The sequence below is a fragment of the Pseudomonas sp. YA1 genome, assembly GCF_058680555.1.
The window spans coordinates 112,513-131,471 of record NZ_JBZWBG010000021.1 but is presented as its reverse complement, the minus strand read 5'-3'; the positions used below and the strand labels follow the sequence as shown (position 1 = coordinate 131,471).

At 63.2% G+C, this 18,959-nt stretch carries 9 protein-coding genes; 4 read left to right on the top strand and 5 right to left on the bottom strand.

Annotation, left to right across the window (positions count from 1 at the left end; all coding sequences use genetic code 11):
• Positions 1-6,162 (top strand): amino acid adenylation domain-containing protein (locus AC4OR5_RS25855; RefSeq protein ID WP_491952851.1); only part of this gene is annotated, 6,162 nt, incomplete at its 5' end.
• Positions 6,163-6,338: 176 nt separating this feature from the next.
• Complete coding sequence (locus AC4OR5_RS25850) at positions 6,339-8,786, top strand: TonB-dependent siderophore receptor (protein ID WP_023082193.1); 2,448 nt, start codon at positions 6,339-6,341, stop codon at positions 8,784-8,786.
• Positions 8,787-9,202: 416 nt separating this feature from the next.
• Here the strand turns inward: AC4OR5_RS25850 and AC4OR5_RS25845 are convergent, their stop codons facing one another.
• Positions 9,203-10,855, bottom strand: coding sequence for a cyclic peptide export ABC transporter (locus AC4OR5_RS25845; RefSeq protein ID WP_012614134.1), 1,653 nt, complete (start codon positions 10,853-10,855; stop codon positions 9,203-9,205).
• Between the two features lie 359 nt (positions 10,856-11,214).
• On the opposite strand from AC4OR5_RS25845, the gene pvdF reads away from it, so the two are divergent.
• Positions 11,215-12,042 (top strand): pyoverdine biosynthesis hydroxyornithine transformylase PvdF, encoded by an 828-nt coding sequence (gene pvdF / locus AC4OR5_RS25840; protein WP_012614135.1) that lies wholly within the window; start codon positions 11,215-11,217, stop codon positions 12,040-12,042.
• A gap of 59 nt (positions 12,043-12,101) precedes the next feature.
• On the opposite strand, the gene pvdO is transcribed toward pvdF, so the two are convergent.
• From pvdO to pvdM, 3 genes are read right to left on the bottom strand one after another with little or no spacing between them, the layout of a single operon-like run.
• Positions 12,102-12,956 carry a dihydropyoverdine dehydrogenase gene (pvdO, locus tag AC4OR5_RS25835; RefSeq protein WP_012614136.1) on the bottom strand — a complete coding sequence of 285 codons (855 nt, stop codon included), beginning with the start codon at positions 12,954-12,956 and terminating at the stop codon, positions 12,102-12,104.
• 28 nt (positions 12,957-12,984) lie between these two features.
• A complete protein-coding gene (gene pvdN / locus AC4OR5_RS25830) occupies positions 12,985-14,262 on the bottom strand; it encodes a pyoverdine-tailoring periplasmic protein PvdN (protein ID WP_012614137.1) in 1,278 nt (425 codons plus the stop codon).
• Between the two features lie 11 nt (positions 14,263-14,273).
• A complete protein-coding gene (pvdM, locus tag AC4OR5_RS25825; protein ID WP_012614138.1) occupies positions 14,274-15,632 on the bottom strand; it encodes a pyoverdine-tailoring dipeptidase-like protein PvdM in 1,359 nt (452 codons plus the stop codon).
• Between the two features lie 214 nt (positions 15,633-15,846).
• Between pvdM and pvdP the strand changes: the two genes are divergently transcribed.
• On the top strand, positions 15,847-17,484 hold the full coding sequence (gene pvdP / locus AC4OR5_RS25820; RefSeq protein ID WP_031629095.1) for a pyoverdine maturation tyrosinase PvdP: 1,638 nt from the start codon (positions 15,847-15,849) through the stop codon (positions 17,482-17,484).
• 48 nt (positions 17,485-17,532) lie between these two features.
• On the opposite strand, the gene ompQ is transcribed toward pvdP, so the two are convergent.
• Positions 17,533-18,957, bottom strand: coding sequence for a pyoverdine export/recycling transporter outer membrane subunit OmpQ (ompQ, locus tag AC4OR5_RS25815; protein WP_071534331.1), 1,425 nt, complete (start codon positions 18,955-18,957; stop codon positions 17,533-17,535).
• Positions 18,958-18,959: the final 2 nt, after the last annotated feature.

Sequence of the window (18,959 nt, the reverse complement as noted above, 5' to 3'; positions counted from 1 at the left end):
TGTCCGCAGGATCCGTGCGGTGCGGCTTACGCACCTATCGGTACCTTGCTGGGACGTCGCAGGGCCTATGTACTGGGCGCGGACCTGGACCTGCTGCCGCTGGGTCTGGCCGGTGAGCTCTACCTGGGTGGAGAAGGTGTGGCGCGGGGTTACCTGGACCGGCCGGCGCTGACGGCCGAGCGTTTCGTCCCGGATCCGTACGGCAACGGCGAGCGGGTCTATCGCAGCGGCGACCTGACCCGGGCACGTGCCGATGGGCTGGTGGACTACCTGGGGCGTGTCGACCACCAGGTGAAGATCCGGGGTTTCCGCATCGAGCTGGGTGAGATCGAGGCGCGCCTGCTGGAGCAGGAGTGCGTGCGCGAAGCGGTGGTTCTGGCCCGCGATGGCGCGAGCGGCAAGCAACTGGTGGGCTACGTGGTGCCGCAGGATGTCGGTGCGCTGGAGGACGAGAAGCGCGGCGCCCTGCGTGAAGTGCTGAAGTCGGCGCTCAAGGCGAGCCTGCCGGAATACATGGTGCCGACGCAGTGGGTGTTCCTGTCGGCGTTGCCGCTGACGCCCAACGGCAAGCTGGACCGCAAGGCGCTGCCGGCGCCGGACGCCAGTGACAGCCAGCAACAGTATGTGGCGCCGGCGACGGAGCTGGAGCGCACATTGGCAGCGATCTGGGCGGATGTGCTGAAGCTGGAGCGGGTCGGGATGGCCGACAACTTCTTCGAGCTCGGCGGGGATTCGATCATCTCGCTGCAACTGGTTAGCCGGGCGCGCCAGGCGGGAATCCGCTTTACTCCCAAGGATCTGTTCCAGTACCAGACGATACAGGGACTGGCAGGGGCTGTGCGGTTCGATACGGGGCAGCTTGTCGATCAGGGGCCTGTTCTCGGCTCGATGCCACTGATGCCGATCCAGCAACGTTTCTTCGAGGAGGATGTCCCCGAGCGCCATCACTGGAACCAGTCTTTGCTGCTGGAACCCAGCGAGGCGCTCGACCCTCAGGCGCTGCAGGGGGCCCTGGCGGCGCTGGTCGAACAGCATGATGCCCTGCGCTTGCGTTACATGCCTGGCGAAAGGGGCTGGCAGGCGGAGTTCCTGCCACAGGAAGCGAGCGAAGAGTTGTTGTGGGAACGTACGCTGGATGCTACGGAAGAACTGGAGGAGGTGATCGAGGCCTGCCAGCGCAGCCTGGATTTGCGTCATGGCCCCCTGTTGCGGGCGTTGCTTGCGGCCCTGCCGGACGGCAGCCAGCGACTGCTGCTGGTCGTACACCACCTGGTGGTGGATGGGGTGTCCTGGCGGATATTGCTGGAAGACCTGCAGCAGGCCTATCAGGCATTGGCGACCGGAGAGATGCCGCACCTGCCGGCGAAGACCAGTTCATTCAAGGTCTGGGCCGAGCGTGTGCAGGAACATGCCCGGGGGCCGGCACTCAAATCGGAGCTTGCCTACTGGCAGGCACAGCTTCAGGGCTTGTCGGATAACCTGCCCTGCGACAACCCTCATGGGAGACGTCAGCTGAAGCATGCCGCCTACGTTGGCGGGCGGCTGGAGCGAGAGTGGACCCGCCGTCTGTTGCAGCAGGCTCCGGCGGCCTATCGCACGCAGATCAATGATCTGCTGTTGACGGCCCTGGCCCGGGTGGTCTGCCGCTGGAGCGGTGAGGCCGAGGTGCTGGTGCGTCTTGAAGGACATGGTCGCGAAGATCTTTTCGAGGATATCGACCTGAGCCGTACCGTTGGCTGGTTCACCAGCCTCTACCCATTGCGGCTCAGTCCACGAATCGATCTGGTCGACTCGATCAAGACCATCAAGGAGCAGATACGGGCCGTGCCGAACAAGGGTATCGGCTATGGCCTGCTGCGCTATCTCGGCGACGATGAAGCTCGGACAACGCTCGGGTGCCTGCCGGAGGGCCAATTGGTCTTCAACTATCTAGGCCAGTTCGACGGCAGCTTCGACCAGGAGCAGGGGTTGTTCGTGCCCGCGCGGGAGGGAAGCGGTGCCGAGCGTAGCGACGAGGCAGTTCTCGACGGCCTGCTGGCTCTGAGCGGGCAGGTCTATGACGGCGAATTGAGTCTGCAATGGACGTTCAGTCGGGAAGTGTTCGAAGAAGCCACTATCCAGCGGCTTGCGGACGAATACTTGTCAGAACTCCAGGCATTGGTTGCGCACTGTTGCGAAGAGCGGAATCGTGGGCTGACGCCTTCGGACTTTCCTCTGGCGGATATCGACCAGGCACGCCTGGATAGCCTGCCATTGCCCGTCGGCTCGATCGCCGACCTCTACCCGTTGTCTCCCATGCAGCAGGGTATGTTGTTCCACTCTTTGTACGAAGAGGGCGCTGGCGATTACATCAACCAGATGCAGGTGGAAGTGGAAGGGCTGGACGTCGCCCGCTTCCGCCTGGCCTGGGAAGCGACCCTGGAGGCGCACGATGTCCTGCGCAGCGGCTTCGTCTGGGAGGGAGAGCTGGGTCGGCCGTTGCAGGTGGTGCACAAAAGCGTTTCGCTTCCTTTTGCCGAGCACGACTGGCGCGGGCGCACCGACCTCGAGTCAGCCCTGGAGGACCTGGCAGACCAGGAGCGGCTGCGGACGTTCGATTTGCAACAGGCGCCGCTCCTGCGTTGGGTCTCGGTACGAGTGGCCGACCACCGGCATCGCCTGATCTACACCAATCACCACATCCTGATGGATGGCTGGAGCGGCTCCCTGCTGCTCGGCGAAGTACTTGAACGCTACTCGGGGCGTCAGCCTGCTCCTCAGGCCGGCCGGTACCGCGACTACATCGCCTGGCTACAGCGACAGGACCGGGAAAGCGCCGAGCGCTACTGGAAAGAGCGGCTCGCCGAGCTCGATGCGCCAACTCGCCTGGCACAGGCTATACGTTGCGAACTGTTGCCAGCGAGCGGACATGGCCATTTCGTCCACGCCTTCGATCCGGTTTCCACCCAGCATTTCGAGGCATTTGCCCGCACCCAGCGGGTGACCTTGAACACCTTGGTGCAATCGGCCTGGCTGTTGCTGTTGCAGCGTTACACCGGGCAGGACACGGTGTGTTTCGGCGCCACGGTGGCGGGGCGACCGATGGAGTTGCCCGGCATCGAGCAACAGGTGGGATTGTTCATCAATACTCTGCCGGTGATCGCTAGCCCGAGGGCGGACCTGAGTGTTGTCGATTGGATCAGCCAGGTGCAGGACTGCAACCTGGGCCTGCGCGAGTATGAGCATACGCCGCTGTACGAAGTGCAGCGCTGGGCCGGGCAGGGCGGCGAGGGATTGTTCGACAGCCTGCTGGTATTCGAGAACTATCCGGTATCGGAGGCACTGGAGCAGGGAGCCCCGTCGGGGCTGCGCTTCGGTGAGGTAGAGAACCGGGAGCAGACGAACTATCCGCTGACCTTGTCGGTCGGTCTGGGGGAGACCCTCCAGGTACAGTACAGCTACGATCGCCGTTATCTGGATTCCGAGACGGTTGAGCGGTTGGCGTCGCACTGGCGCAACTTGCTAGAGGCTATGTGCCGGGCGCCGGAAATCCGCCTTGGCGAACTGCGGATGTTGGACGAGGACGAACGGCAGCGTTACCTGGCGCTTGGCTGCGACATGGATGCGGAATATCCTCGCGGTCTTTGCCTGCATACACTGTTCGAGGCGCAGGCAGGGCGCTTCGCGGACGCGCCTGCGGTGCTCTTCGACGGTGAGCTACTGACCTACGGTGAACTCAACCGACGCGCCAACCGCCTCGCGCACTACCTGCTCGCTGAGGGAGTGGGGACAGAGAGTCTGGTGGGAATCGCCATGGAGCGCGGGCCGGACATGCTTGTCGGCCTACTGGCGGTGCTCAAGGCAGGTGCCGCCTATGTGCCCCTGGATCCCGACTATCCTCGCGAGCGGCTTGCCTACATGCTGGAAGACAGCGGCGTACGGCTGGTACTGAGCCAGTCCTGGCTGTCCCCTGGGTTGCCCTTGGCGAAGGGCGTGGCCGCCCTCGACCTGGATCGGACTGGCTGGCTGGATGGTTATCCCTCGAATGACCCGCTGCGTCCCCTGGCTGCGGAAAACCTGGCCTATGTGATCTACACGTCAGGCTCGACCGGCAGGCCGAAAGGTGTCCAGATCGAACATCGTTCGCTGCTCAACTTCCTCGCCAGCATGGCGCGGGAGCCGGGGTGCACCTCTTCCGACCGGCTGCTGCAATTGACCTCTCTGTCCTTCGATATCGCTGGCCTGGAGCTATACCTGGGCCTGACCCGCGGTGCCTGTATCGTCATGCCTAAGGCTCAGCAGAGCAAGGATCCGCAGGCGCTGCTGGCCCTCATCGAAGAGGCTGAGGTCAGCATTATCCAGGCGACGCCGGCGACTTGGAGGATGCTGCTGGACGGCGCTCCGGAGCGCGCCGAGGTCCTGCGTGGCCGCAAGGCGCTCTGTGGTGGTGAGGCGCTGGGCGGAGGCCTGGCACGACGTCTGCTCGCGCACGTGGACTCCTTATGGAACGTCTACGGTCCCACCGAGACCACCATCTGGTCGTCCTGCCAGCGTGTGCTCGACAGCGAGGTCATCCATCTTGGCGGACCCATCGGCAACACCGCGCTACACGTCCTGGATGACGAACTCGAACCCATGCCGGCGGGGGGCGGCGGTGAACTGCTGATCGGCGGGGACGGTCTGGCCAGGGGCTATTTCGCACGTCCCGCCCTGACAGCAGAACGCTTCGTGCCCAACCCGTTCGATGCACACGGCGGACGCCTCTACCGCACCGGAGATTTGGCCAGCCGCCGCTCCGATGGCGTTATCGACTATCTCGGCCGTGTCGACCATCAGGTGAAGATCCGCGGGTTCCGCATCGAACTGGGCGAGATCGAGGCGCGCCTGCAGGAGCAGGGCCTCGTGCGCGAGGCTGTGGTGCTGGCACAGGAGGGAGCCCATGGCGCGCAACTGGTTGGCTACGTAGTGCCCATCACGTCAGAACTGGCACCAGATTGGCGCGATGTGCTGAGGAATGCACTGAAGGGCTGCCTGCCGGAATACATGGTGCCTGCGCAATTGGTGGCGCTCGAACGGTTGCCGCTGACGCCCAACGGCAAGATCGACCGCAAGGCCTTGCCGAAGCCGGATGCCGGCGCACAGACGCAGGCATACGCGCCCCCGCAGACCGAAGCGGAAAAAGACCTGGCGCGGCTCTGGAGAGAGGTACTCGGTGTCGAGCGGGTCGGTTTGCACGACAACTTCTTCGAGCTTGGCGGCGATTCGATCCTGGCCGTCCAACTGGTGGGGAGAATCAGGCTGTGGCGTGCTCCGGGCTTGGAGATCAGCCTGCGCGACCTGATGCACAAGCCAACCATCGCCGCGTTGCTGGAGTCGCGGTCACATGCAGGGAGTCCGCTGGTGAGCTTGAACAGGGGGCTTGAGCAGGTGCCGCCGTTGTTCTGCATTCACGGAATCTTCGGCACGGCCTTCGACTACCTGCCGTTTGCGCGGCGGATGGAGGGACGACGCACGGTTATCGGTATCCAGTCGCCGTTGCTCTCCGGTTATCGCCCCGAAGGCCTGGCGATGCGGGAGCTGGCCAGGCAGTACGCCGGACTGATCAGGCAAAGACAACCTCAGGGTCCTTACAGCCTGATGGGCTGGTCGCTGGGCGCAGTCATCAGCCTCTTCGTGGCGCGGGAACTGGAGAAGCAGGGCGAGGAGGTCGTCTTCCTCGGCCTCGCGGATGCACCGCTGGTCGACGGCAGGGGAAGAAGCGATCAGGAGCTGGGCCAGGTCCTCGATGAGTTCTTGGAGATATTCCTGGGGACGCGCTCCCGGCTTCCGGCCGAGGCGTCGGTGGATGCCTCTGTCGTAGCCAGTCATATCCGTGCTCAGGTGGCGGAGAAACCTGTTCGCCATGGCCTCACGGCGGATGAGCTGATTGGTGTGTTCGAAACCGTGGCGACCTTGCGCAAGCTCTGCTGGGATGCCGCCGAACTCGCAGGGCTCGTTGCCGGGGTTCATTGCTGGTGGGTCGAAGGGCGCGAGGCGGAGGCGCGGCAGTTCCAGGCGCAGATGTCTTTCACCTTGGCGCGAGAAACCTTCTGCCAGGCCGAGCACGACACGATCATGCAGGACGAGCGCCTGTTGCAGGAGCTTGACGAGGCTAGCGAGCGGTCTTTGAAGCAACGTACGTAGCGCGTCGACAAACGAGGGCCGGGCCGGGTTTTACCTACAGGTAAACCCGGCCCGGGTATGTCCGGGGTAACGAAATACGACAGTTGAGTTTTTTTTCCGGTTTTTCCTGCTGAGACGTCTTTGTAATTGATAAGTATTCTTAAATATTTATCCATACGAAATATATGGAGAAAAACATGCCAACAGCACATGCGGTTTCCCCTCTGGCAAGGGCTTTAGGAAGTTTGGGGGCAAACAAGATGTCCAGGCTTGGCCTGGCCCTTCTGCTGGTGAGCGCCCAGGCGGTCGCGCAGGAGTACGAATTCAACGTTCCCGCCCAGCGGCTCGACGCGGCGCTTCAGGCGCTTGGCCGCCAGGCGGGTCTGCAGGTGCTCTACAACCCGAGCGACCTGAGTGGTCTGCGTAGCCGCAGTGTCAGCGGCAAACTCGAATTGGAACAGGCGATCAGCCAACTGCTGGATGGGGCCAACGGTATCGGTTTCGAACTGCAGGGCAAAACCCTGATCCTGCGCCTGCAGGACTCCTCTTCGGTGATATCCCTGGATTCAATGGTGGTTTCAGGCCTGGCGCTGAATCCCACTACTGAGAACAGCGGCTCCTATGCCTCGCCTGCGGTGTCGATCGGCAAGGGCAACAAGAGCATCAAGGAAATTCCCCAATCGGTGACGGTGGTCACCCAGAAACGGATGCAGGACCAGAACATGTCCACCGTATCCGATGTCCTGGCCAACGCGCCGGGCGTTACCTCCATCCCGATGTTCGGTACCGGCGAGCAGTACTACTCTCGCGGTTTCTTCATCGAAAACTTCCAGTACGACGGTGTACCCCTGGAGCGCCAATCCTATGCCCGTGGTTCGGACTTCAGCGGGCAGACCGCGATCTTCGATCGGGTAGAGATTCTCCGGGGTGCGCAAGGTCTGCTGGAGGGCGGCGGCAATCCCTCGGGCTCGGTCAACTTCGTGCGCAAGCGACCGACGGCGGAGAACCAGGTCCGGCTGACTGCCAAGGCCGGCTCCTGGGATCACTATGGTACCCAGGCCGATATCTCCGGCCCGATCGACGAACAGGGAAGACTGCGAGGGCGCCTAGTTCTCGACTACGACACCAAGAACTCGTTCGTCGACCACGTAGGCGATGACCGCCAGACCATCTATGCCGCGCTCGATTACGATCTTACGGAAGCTACACGCCTCGGCTTCGGCTTCAGTCGCGAGCGGATCGACGCCAACATCGATGTCAACGGCTTGCCCAACTATACCGATGGTTCGATGCCGCATTTCAGTCGCTCGACTTTCCTCGGCGGCGACTGGTCCTACTGGGACAAGATCCAAGAGACCTTCTACTTCGATATTGCCCACCAGTTCAACGAAGACTGGTCGTTGAATGCCACGGTGGTCAATGCGCGCGAGAAGAACGACTACAAGTACCTGCTGATGGCCGGCAGCATCAATCCGGACAATACCAGTACTCTGCGGGGAGATGCCTACGTCTTCGACTTCTTTTCCGAGCACTGGGGCGGGGATGTCTATGTCAATGGTCGTACCAAGGTTGCCGATCGCCAGCTGAACCTTACATTCGGGGCGAACTATTCGGACCTGGACAGCAGCGATACCTTCGGCTGGAGGCAGCGCTACGTACCCAACTGGGATATCTTCAACTCGCCGGTCAATACCAACAAACCATCCGATGACGACATCTATTCCGTCAGGCGCAGCGACGATGGCTACGCTTCGATCCAGAAAGGCGTCTACGGCATGGGGCAATACTATCTGACCGACGACCTGTCCGTAGTGCTCGGGACTCGCATTTCGTCCTACCAGAAGGCTTATACCTCCAATGGGCCTTGGGGTTATTCGAAGGCGGTGGCCAAGGAGTCGGCGAAGGCCATTCCCTATGCCGGCATCATCTACGACCTCAATCCGGAGTGGAGTGCGTATGCCAGCTTCACCAAGATCTTCCTTCCGCAGTCGGTGCGTACCGCGAGCGGCAGCATCCTGGGACCGAAAAGCGGGAAAAGCGTCGAGACCGGTCTGAAAGGCATCCTCAACGATGGCCGCTTGAATGCCACCTTCGCGCTGTTCCGCATGGAACAGGACAACATCCCGATCCAGGACGCCAACCTGCCCGATGACGTTCAGGAAGCCAACTGCGGCGGTACCTGCTACCACGGCGGCGGCAAGGCTATCAGCCGCGGCTTCGAGACCGAGCTCAGCGGCGAGTTGTTCGACAACGTGCAGGTATATGCCGCCTACACCCTCAACCTGCTGCGTTACCAGGGCGAGGTGCCCAGCGAAGCGGATGACGTTGGCGCCAGCGTCAATACACCGAAGCACATATTCCGCTCCTGGGTCGACTACCGGTTGCCGGGCAATTGGTCGCGGGTATCCGTCGGCGGCGGCGTCAATGCACAGAGCCGGTCGGCCGGGTTCGGCTACTACGGACGGGAGCAGAGCGGCTTCGCGGTATGGAACAGTCGCCTGGCTTATCGCTTCACCGAAGAGCTGACCGGTGCGATGAACGTCAACAACATTTTCGACAGGCGCTACTTCAAGTCCGTCGACTATGGCCACAACTACTTCGGCGATCCGCGCAACGTGCTGTTCACGCTTACCTATAGCTACTGAGCTGCTGACGGCCGGTCATCGGGCCTGCCGGAACGGGAACTGTACGAATGCCGGCCTTCGGGCCGGCTTTTTTCTATCCGTTCGGAATCCGGGTGACGGCCAGCAGGGTTGTTGGCGATTCTCGTCGGCTGGTCCGTGACGAGCACGACGGTGCGTCATTGCCGGCAGTGCAGGCACAAAGATAGAGGCGCGCAGCTAATGTTGGGCGACTGGGCGACTGGGCGACTGGGCGGCGGCGATGTCTTCAGCACGCTTCGCAGTAGAAGAGAGGGAGTCGAGAGACGCAGAGACGGGCTGGCTGAGCGGGCGATACGACGTGTGGAAAGGCGGTTTGTCGGGGTGAGCTTCGCTGCTGCCTCACCGCGAGGCGGGAAGGGCGGACGGGACGCCATGGTGTCCCGTCAGGCTGATGTCTATCAGGCGGGGTGCAGCGCGGGTTCCACAATCTGGCCGGCGTGCATATGTACCAATTTGTCGGCGATGTCGAAGTAACGGTCGTCGTGGGATATGACGATGAGCGTGCGGCCCTGGCGTTTCAGTTCGGGCAGCAACTCGGTGTAGAACACGCGGCGGAATGCGGGGTCCTGGTCGGCCGCCCATTCGTCGAATACCAGCACTGGGCGGTCGTCCAGCCAGGCGTTGATCAGCGCTAGGCGTTTGCGTTGACCAGTGGAGAGGTCGGTGGTGGTGAAGCTGCCATTGCGGATACCCACCTTGTGTGCGATGTCCAGGCGCTCCAGGTATTTGTGGGCTTCCGCTGGCAATTCGGTGCGGCCGCGAAGCAATTCGTCGAACAGGTAGTAGTCGGTGAGGACGGTGGCGAACAATTGGCGGTAGTCGTCTCGTCGCGCGTCGTCCACAGTCTTGCCGTTCAGGCGGATTTCGCCCTGCTGTGGGGTGTATAGACCCAGGAGCAGCTTGATCAACGTGGTTTTGCCGCAGCCGTTCTCCCCGACGACGAAGACGATTTCGCCCCGGCGAATGGTCAGGTCGAGAGGGCCGAGATGGAAAGACTGACCGCCTTCGGATTGTGGGTAGTCGTAGCGCACCTGGCGCAGTTCGATTCGCTCCAGGCTCATGTCCGCCGGAGCGGGAGTGCTTTCCAGAAGGTGTGGCTCGGAGGAGGAGAACTGTCCTGCCAGTTCGCCGATACGGCGTAGTGCGATCTTGGCGCGACTCAGGTTGGGAATGTTGATGACCAGTTGTTCCAGGGGAGCCTTCATGTACAGCATGACCAGCACGAATCCTCCCAACACGGTTCTTTCGGCAGCGGGCCAGAGTGCCAGGAAGGCGATCGCCATTCCGATCACCGCGAAGAACAGCATCGAGCCGAAGGTCTCGGCGCTTATGAATATGGCGGCGGAGCGTACGTTGGCCTTACAGATGTCTTCTGTCGTGCCATGGATCTGCCTCTCCAGCAAATCGATGCGGCGTTCGCGCTGTATGCGCAGTTCCTTGGCTCCGGCGGAAATGGCTTGGTAGTGCTTCTGCAGTTCGTCCTCGCCGTCGCGAGCTGCCTGTAGGCTATGCGTGCCGCGACGGTGGGCCAGATATTGGGCGCCACTACCGAGCACCACTGTCAGCACCGTGACCAGCAGGATCTGCCAGGATAGCAAGGCCAGGTAACTCAGGCAGCCGATGGTCACAGTGAAGGCGATGAGCATGGGCGATACGCTCAGAGCGAAGACGCTGAGTGCGCCGACGTCGTTGAGCAGTACCGGGATCAGGCGATGCGCACGATAGCGTTCCAGTTGTTCGATCGGCGCGGCGAGAATCCTGGCGGCCAAGTCTCGACGCAGGGTGGCGACCACGCGCTGGCCAACATAATTCGTCAGCAGTTTCGACAGGGTCGAGCAGACCAGGGTCATGACGCACAGGAGGGCGAAAAGCAGGGCCACGTGCAGGTTCGGGCCGCCTTCTGTATTCATTGCAGTGTTGATGGTGGCCAGCAGGGCCGTGACGCTGAGGCCGCCGGCGATTCCCAGCAGTACCGAAAGCAGGACGTGCGGCCAGAACGGCTTGAGGAGAGTCAGGGTTTCATGGGCAAGGCTTTCAGCTGTTCGGGTCATGGGGCCTTCTCGGATGCCTACGGAGAAATGGAGGTCGATGGGTAGTCGCGTCGTTGACCTCGTCTTGATCCAGTGAGACGAGAAGGAGGTCGTCCGATTTAGGCCGTGCAACTGTGGGGCGCATGCTGGAAAGGGCGTGCCATGCGCCGTGGGATACTTCTCCTAGCTGGAAGACGAAGTGGCGGGGGAAATGTTTAAGTTGCTCTGGCCCGTCCGGCAGTTGCCGATAAATTCGGCCGGGGGTCGTTCGTTGCTCTCATGGAGAGCATGCAACCGGGGCGCTCGAAGTCCCGGCGAGTGCCGCGTACACGATGTGTATTCCCATGCACGACGCCGATCCACTCCCAGGAATGAACCATATGAAGAAACGGAAACTCGCCTACATCTGGTCGCTGCGCAATGCTGCAGCGGACAAGGCCGGTCAGTATGTCCCCTACAAGGGCGAAGAGCGCTACATGAAGTCGGTGCTGGAGTCTCTCGTCGAGGGATTGAACCAGACGTCGCTGGGAGAGGCATACGAGTTGGTCGGCGTGATCTATGACGACGATGCGGGGTTGCCGCGCGACCAGGAAAAAATCAGGGACTACGGTTTCGCCTATCGTCCCGGGCAGCAATGGTTCTATCCGGCAGACCTGCAGGTGCAAGGCAAGACCCTGAACGACCTCTTGCTCAGCGTGCCGTCCACCTACCGTCGGTACCCACGGGGTACGCCCGAGCACGTGGCCGGCAAGAGCGATTTCGAGCGACGCCTGCATGACACCCTGGTGGAGCTGGGCGCCGATGTAGTGGTATTGGACGGGCTCCTGGTAATCCTCGATGAGCTGGTGCGCCCAGGCGCTCCGTTCGCACGACGGATCATGAATATCCATCCTGGCGTGACGCGCGAGGACTCGCCTTACGAGCGTCGTGGTGCCTATGCGACCCTGGATGCCCTCTATGGAGCGCGTGGCGAGAAGGTGGTGGATTGGTCGACCCTGGAAAAGGTCGCGGTCGAGCCGCTGTACTGGACCGGGGCATCCTTCCACTATGTGGACAATGGCATCGATTCCGGCGAGGTATTCCACGATGTGTTGAAGACCGAGATATCGCCCGAGGATACCATCCTCGAACTACGCTGGAACAACTTCAACAACAGTCTGTTCCCGGCGCTGCATGAGGGCCTGGCGCTGCTGGCGGAAAAAGGCTGACCGGGAGTTGCCGTAGCGTTGAGCGAAGGCCGGGAGCGAGAGCGTCCCGGCCTTTTCCATCAGAGTTCGCGGGCGACGCGAAAGCCGATCCAGTCTCCGCGGGTGTCGGGGTAGGCATTGTTGCGATTGCCCGAGCGCGAGAAGATCGGCGGCTCGCCCCAGTCGTTGCCGCGGATCTGCACCAGCTCGCACTTGTCCTCCATCCACGCGCTGCCGTCGCTCGGCGCGCCGTTGTAGTGGTCGTGCCAGCAATCGGCGACCCACTCGTAGACGTTGCCGTGCATGTCGTAGACGCCGAAGGCGTTGGGCGGGAAGCTGCCCACCGGCGAGGTGAAGTTGTAGCCATCGCTGGCGCCGTAGGTGTTGGCGTGCTTGGCGATGCTGTATTCCTTGCCTTCGTCGAACGGGAAGGGGAAGGGGCCGGCGCTGCCGGCGCGGGCGCCGTACTCGCGCTCGGCCTCGCTGAGCATGCGGTAGTGTTTGCCGGTCTTCTTTGACAGCCAGGCGGCGTAGTTCTTCACGTCGTTGTAGTCGACGCATACCGCCGGCTGGCGAGGGCCTTGCTGGTAGCGCGGCTTGCCGGCGATGCATTCGCGGCCGGGGCGGGTATCGCCGTCGGCCAGCTTGACGCCGGTGGCCTTCAGGTAGGCGTCCAGTTCGCCGGCGGTGACCTGGTAGCGGCTGATGGCGAACGGCTTGGCGAAGGTCACGTCGTGCAGCGGGCCCTCGTCGGGCTGGCGGCCGACCTCGTCGTCCGGGGTGCCCATGGTGAAGCTGCCGGCGGGCAGTACGACCATCTCCGGGCAGTCCTTGCAATCCTTGAACACCGTGCCGGGTTTCTTCGCTTCGTCGGCGAAGGCTGGGGCGGTGGCGACGATCAGTGCGGCCAGGGCCAGGGGCGGTAATGCGTGCATGGCGGTTCTCGTTGAGTGGCGAAAGGGGTCAGGCGAGTTGCGGGGCGAGGATTTCCAGCACCCGGTCGATCTCCGCCTCGTCGTTCAGCAGGCTCGGCGCCAGGCGCACCACCGGGCCGACATCGCGATCCACGGCGTCGCTGATTACCCGGTGCGCCATCAGGTGTTTGGCGACCGCCTCGCAATCGCGGCCTTCGACGCGGAAGAAGGTGAAGCCCGAAGACAGCTCGGGGCTGGTCGGCGTGACCAGGCGGACCTTGGGATGCTCGCCCAGGCGCTGCTTGAGGTAGGCGTTGAGCTGGTGGATACGCGCCTGGACCTCGGCCTTGCCCAACTGCAGGTGCAGCTCGAAGGCCGTGCCCAGGGCCAGGCGATGTTCGAAGGCGTGGTAGCCGCCAGGGGTCATCAGGGTGCCGAAGTTGTCGGCGCGGGAGAAGGTCGGGATGCTCGGCACCAGGTGCTCCTGGAGCTGTTCCGAGCGGGCGATGATGACCCCGGTGCCACGCGGACCGAACAGCCACTTGTGGGTGCCGGCGATGAAGTAGTCGCAGTCGAAGTCGGCGAAGCTGACGTCTTCCACGCCGAAACCATGCACGCCGTCGACCACGTAGATGATCCGGTCCTGTTCGTCGCGCTTCTGGTTGAGTTCGCGCACCAGCTTGCCGATCTCGCGGATCGGCAGCTTCACGCCGCTGCCCGACTGCACCCAGGTCATGCCCAGCACCCGGGTCTGCGGGCGGATCTGAGCGGCGATGCTGGACAGGATCTCGTCGGCGGAAACCCGGTGCGGGTCCTTGAACAGCGGAAACTCGCGGACCTGGGTACCCATGCGCTTGTGCCGGTATTCCAGGGTGGTGTAGGTGGAGTAGTGCTCGTGGGAGGAGGTCAAGATCTCCTTGCCCGGCTGCACCAGCAGGCCGCCGTAGATCGCCGCCAGGCCGTCGGTGGTGCTGCCGGTGAGCGCCACCTGGCCAGGTTGCACGGCGAAGTAGCGACCTGCCCAGGCGCGAGCCTCGTCCTCGTATTTCCAGATTTCCTCGCGATGCCAGTCGACGGTTTCGCCCGGGTTTTCATTGAAGCGCAGACGCAACCGGTCGATGGCCTGCTGTACCGGGCGCGGATGAGAGGCAAGCAGGAAGTTGGCGAAATGCAGGTACCGCGGATCGAGGTCGAAGAGCTGGCGCAGAGCCTGCCACTTGTCGCTGTTCGACTCGGTGGCTGCCTGGGTGAGTCGGGCCGAAGAAAGCAGTGGCAGGCCGGCGGCGATGATACCGGCCTGCTTGAGGAAGGTGCGACGGTCGGTCATGAAGAGATCCGTTACGGCTGGATGGGGGAGGAGATGGGCTTGGCGCGCTTCTGTACCTCGCCCCAGACGCGCAGGAAGTTACCTCCCCATAGCTTGGCGATGTCGGCGTCGGAATAGCCGCGGATGATCAGCTCGGCGGTGACGTTGCGGTTCTCGCTGACATCCTTCCAGCCATCCAGCCCGCCGCCGTCGTTGAAGTCCGAGGCGATGCCGACATGGTCGATGCCTACCTTCTTCACCGTGTAGTCGATGGCGTCGACCAGTTCCTTGAGGCCTGCCTTTGGTTCTTCTTCGAGGATTCCATAAAGCGTGCTGGCGTATTCACCGAACTTCGACTCCGGCCAGATAGCGATGATCGGATCGCCCGGCATCAGGGCATAGTCCAGGCTTTCCAGGGGGGGCAGATCGAAGCGGATACGCAACGCATTGAGCTTTTCCAGGGTGGGTTTGCTGAGTGGGCGCAGATAGGCGGGGAAACCAACTACCTGGATTACACCGCCGCTGTCCTTGATCAGTTGCATCTGCCGGTCGCTGAGATTGTGTCTGATATCCACCAGGGCTCGTGGGGCCGAGTGTGACGCGACGATGGGCGCGCGACTGAGCGCGGCTACCTGTTCCAGCGCCTTGCCCGACATCTGCGAGACGTCGATGATCACACCCAGATCGTTGAGTCGTTGTACCGCCTGCTTGCCCAGCGGCGAAAGGCCGCCCAGCGGGTCCGGCGAGTCGTTGAAGAACGGCAGGGGGCGAGCTGCATCGGACCAACTGTTGTTGCCGACATAGTTGAAGCCGAACATTCGGACGCCTCGGGCTGCCCAGCGGTCCAGTTGGGAAAGGTCGTCGCCAAGCGGATAGGCATTGAGCATGCTCATGACTACGGCGAACTTGCCTTCCATGGCCAGCCGTCGGAAGTCTTCGGGCGAGTAGGCGATAGCGATCCGGTTGGGAAAATCGCGAACCATGCCGGTGAGGATCTTGTAGCGGGTTTCCTGCTGGTGGCGAGCCTCTTCGACGAACCCCAGGGTCGGTTTGTGGGGGGAATTGGGCCCGCTCCACATTTCTGGCCAGCCGAAGATCGCCAGGGCGGCGCCCGAAAGGCGGCCCCGGCCAGCCTTGATCAGATCAAGCTGGCCGGGGCCGTCTTTGTCCACTTCGTTGCCGGTCGTACCGAAATCCAGGGGAACGGTGATCTTGCTGTCGAAGGAGAGGATGCGGTCCTGCAATTCCTCTGCATGCTTCATGACTTTGCGTGGGTAGCTGGCGCTGCTCGGCCCGAAAGCTTTCCAGGCCAGCAGGCCTGCGCCGACGAGAGTAATGAAGAGGATCGGTAAGCCTAAGTAGAGGGCCTTGCTTGTACGTGGTCTGGTCATTGCCATCTCAGTCAGGGTCGAGATCGAGGAGCGCCGGCGGTTGCCTGTCGAAGCGGGCCCACCTGTCAGGGAGGAACGAGGCGGGAGAGGGAAAATTTAGCCATGGCCCCTCTCGACCATGGTGTCGAGGCTTGGTGGCGTGCCAGTAAATTTGCCGACGGACGGAACGTTCTAGCTGGATAAAGCGGGCTTCGCGGTTGACACAGGTAGGACGATGACGGTTTCTCGACGAGGTTTCATGGCCGGCTTGGCGCTGACCGGAGCGGCGGCGTTGCCGGTGGCTTACTACACCCGCCGTCACTTGGCCCGCGAAGAAGAGGAACCGCCCACGGCCGACGAGGCCGTGCTCGATCTGGCCGATACCGCGGGTATGCGCCTGGGTGGTCGCTTGCGTGGGGTGTGGGACCTGCGTCTGGTCGGTGCTGATGCTGGCTTGCCCGGCCTGCCGGCGGAAGGCTTGCAAATGGTGCTGGATGTCGCTCCCAAGGGGCGTGGCCTGATTGGCTATCTCGATACTCCTACACGACTGCTGTCGAGCGATGAGCCCAGGTTCCGTGTGAGCGGCGACCTCGTTGGAGCCAGTTCGGCGCGAATTCGCTGGCGCCTGGTCGACCAGGCTTCGGCGTCGATGGCGCCGACCCATGACTGCTCCGCAGTATTTGATGAAGTCTGGGATAATTTCGCCAATGCCGGGGACGGCACGCTGAGCGGGCATATCTTGCGCCTGGATCGTTCTCCGGGGCTGCCGGAGGAAGATTTCCGCTTCGTAGCGGTCAAGCGACACTTTCCGCCAGCTCGCGAACGCATCGCTCTCAACGAGAAATTGCTGGGATGGTTAGTGTCGCCGCAGCACCGGTTGTTCCACCAGCTATGGCACGCCTCGCGGGACAAGTGGCATCAACTGTCGGAGAAGCAGCGCAATGCGTTGCGTGGGGTGGGCTGGCAGCCTGGCCCGCTGGACCGGGAGCGCGATGCGCGGGGGCCAAGAAAGGATCGCAACGCTTCTGGTATCGACTTCCTTTTCATGCATCGGCATATGCTGCATACCGCACGATCCATGCAAGACCTGCCATCCTGGAAGCGTTTGCCGCGCCCCGCGGTTCCGCTGGAATTCGATCGTCCCGGCTTCATCCGCTACTTCGACAATCCAGATGGTTTCTCCGTGCCGCCGGCCTGGGTAGCGGTCGGGGACGACGAATACAGCGAATGGCTGCGTGGGTTGAAAAGCGCAGAAGCGTACCATTCCAATTTCCTGGCCTGGGAGTCGCAGTACCAGGATCCGGAATATCTGGCGAAGTTGACCCTGGGACAGTTCGGCTCGGAGATGGAGCTGGGTATGCACGATTGGTTGCATATGCGCTGGGCGACCGTGACCCGCGACCCATCCAACGGGTCGCCGGTCATGGGCGACCGCGTCCCGTCGGATTTCTCGCCGCGCTGGTTCCGCCCGGAGAACGATTTCCTCGGCGATCCGTTCTCGTCCCATGTGAATCCCGTGTTCTGGTCCTTCCATGGCTGGATCGACGACCGTATCGAGGATTGGTACCGTGCCCACGAGCGTTTCCATCCCGGCGAAGTTCGGCGTCGAGAGGTGCAGGGTATTCCCTGGTTTGCGGCTGGGCGCTGGGTGGAGGTGGACGACCCTTGGCTCGGCCCGGCGACCCATGGTTGCGGCCTGTCGGATCTGCAGGCGAGCAGCAATTCGGTGGAGCTGGACGTGGAAACCATGAAGCTGGCGGTACGCATCATCTTCAGCGAAGAAGACCAGTTGAGCGGCTGGCTCAAGCGTGCGCCGCGGCGGCCCTGGTACGCGCGCAACCTGAAGCTGGCGCGCGACCAGCTCAGGCGCTGAACGGCGAAAGAGCGAGTAAGGATGGAGGAGGCCCGCGCAACGCGGGCCTCAGTCTTTCCGCGCGAGACCCTGGCGGTCGCTCTGCCAGCCGCCGCCGAGGGCCTTGTACAGGCCGACCGAGGCCTGCAGGCGGGCCAGTCGCAGTTGCACGGCGGCATCCTGCGCCGCGTACAGCGTGCGTTGCGTTTCGAGGACCGTCAGCAGGGTTTCCGCGCCGGCCTGGTAGCGGCTGTCGGAGAGATCGAAGGCGCGCTGCGCCTGCTCCAGCTCCTGCTGCTGCCAGTGCAACTGGCGGTCGAGGCCGTCGATGCTGTTCAGCGAGCGTTCGGTGTCGGCAAAGGCGGTGAGGATCGCCTTGCGGTAGGTTTCCAGCAGTTCTTCCTGGCGCGCCAGGCTGCGGTCGCGCTCGGCGCGCAGGCGGCCGTGGTTGAAGATCGGGGCGAGCAGGTTGGCGCCCAGGTTGTAATAGGGGTTGCGGAAAGTGTCGGCGGCGCGGTTGGCGCCGGACGACAGCGAGGCGCTCAGGGTCAGCTTGGGGAACAGCGCCGCGCGCGCCACCTGCACGTCGGCCTGGGCCGCGGCCAGTTGCGCTTCGGCGTTGGCGATATCGGGACGGCGGCCGAGCAGTTCGCTCGGCAGGCCCGCTCCGGTCTCCGGCCAGCGCAGGCTGTCGAAAGGCCGCTCGGCCACCTGTAGCGCCTGCACCGGCTCGCCGATCAGGGTGGCCAGGGTAATCAGCGCCTCATGGGCCTGCTGCTCGAGCAGCGGCAGCTGCTTGCGCTGGCTGGCGACCAGGCTGCTCTGCTGGGCGACCTCCAGGGCGGTGGCCGAGCCCGCGGCATGGCGGGTCTCCACCAGGCGCAGGACGTGCTCGGCGTTGTCCAGGTTGAGCCTGGCGATGCGCTGCTGTTCGCGCAGCGCCAATACCTGCAGGTAGCTGTTGGCGACGCCGGAGAGCAGGGTCAGCTCTACCGTTGCGCGGTCGTACTCGCTGGCCTTGAGGCTTTCCAGGGCACTGCGGTAGGCAGCCCGGCGACCGCCCCAGAAGTCCACTTCGTAGCTGGCGCTGAGGCCGGCGGAGAAGGAGTCGACGGCATCGTTGTCGGAGGTCGCGTCGGTACCGCTGTAGCCCGAGTCGCGCAGGAGTTTCTGCCGGCTGGCGCCGAGCGTCGCATTCAGCTCCGGCAGCAACGGCGCGCCGGCGATCACCGCCGAGGCCTGGGCCTGGCGCACGCGGGCCACCGCTGCGCCGAGGTCCTGGCTGTTCAGCAGGGCGCGTTGCAGCAGGCTGTCCAGTTCCGGCGCGCCGAAGGCCTTCCACCACTGGCGGATCTCGCTGGCATCGCTGCGCCCGGCCGCCAGGTAGCGCCACTGAGGGGGCGCGGCCAGGCCGCTGTCGAGGGGCGCCGGCGTGCTGCCGCAGGCGCCGAGCAGCAGGCAGGCGGAAATCAGGGAGAGATTCTTCATGGACATAT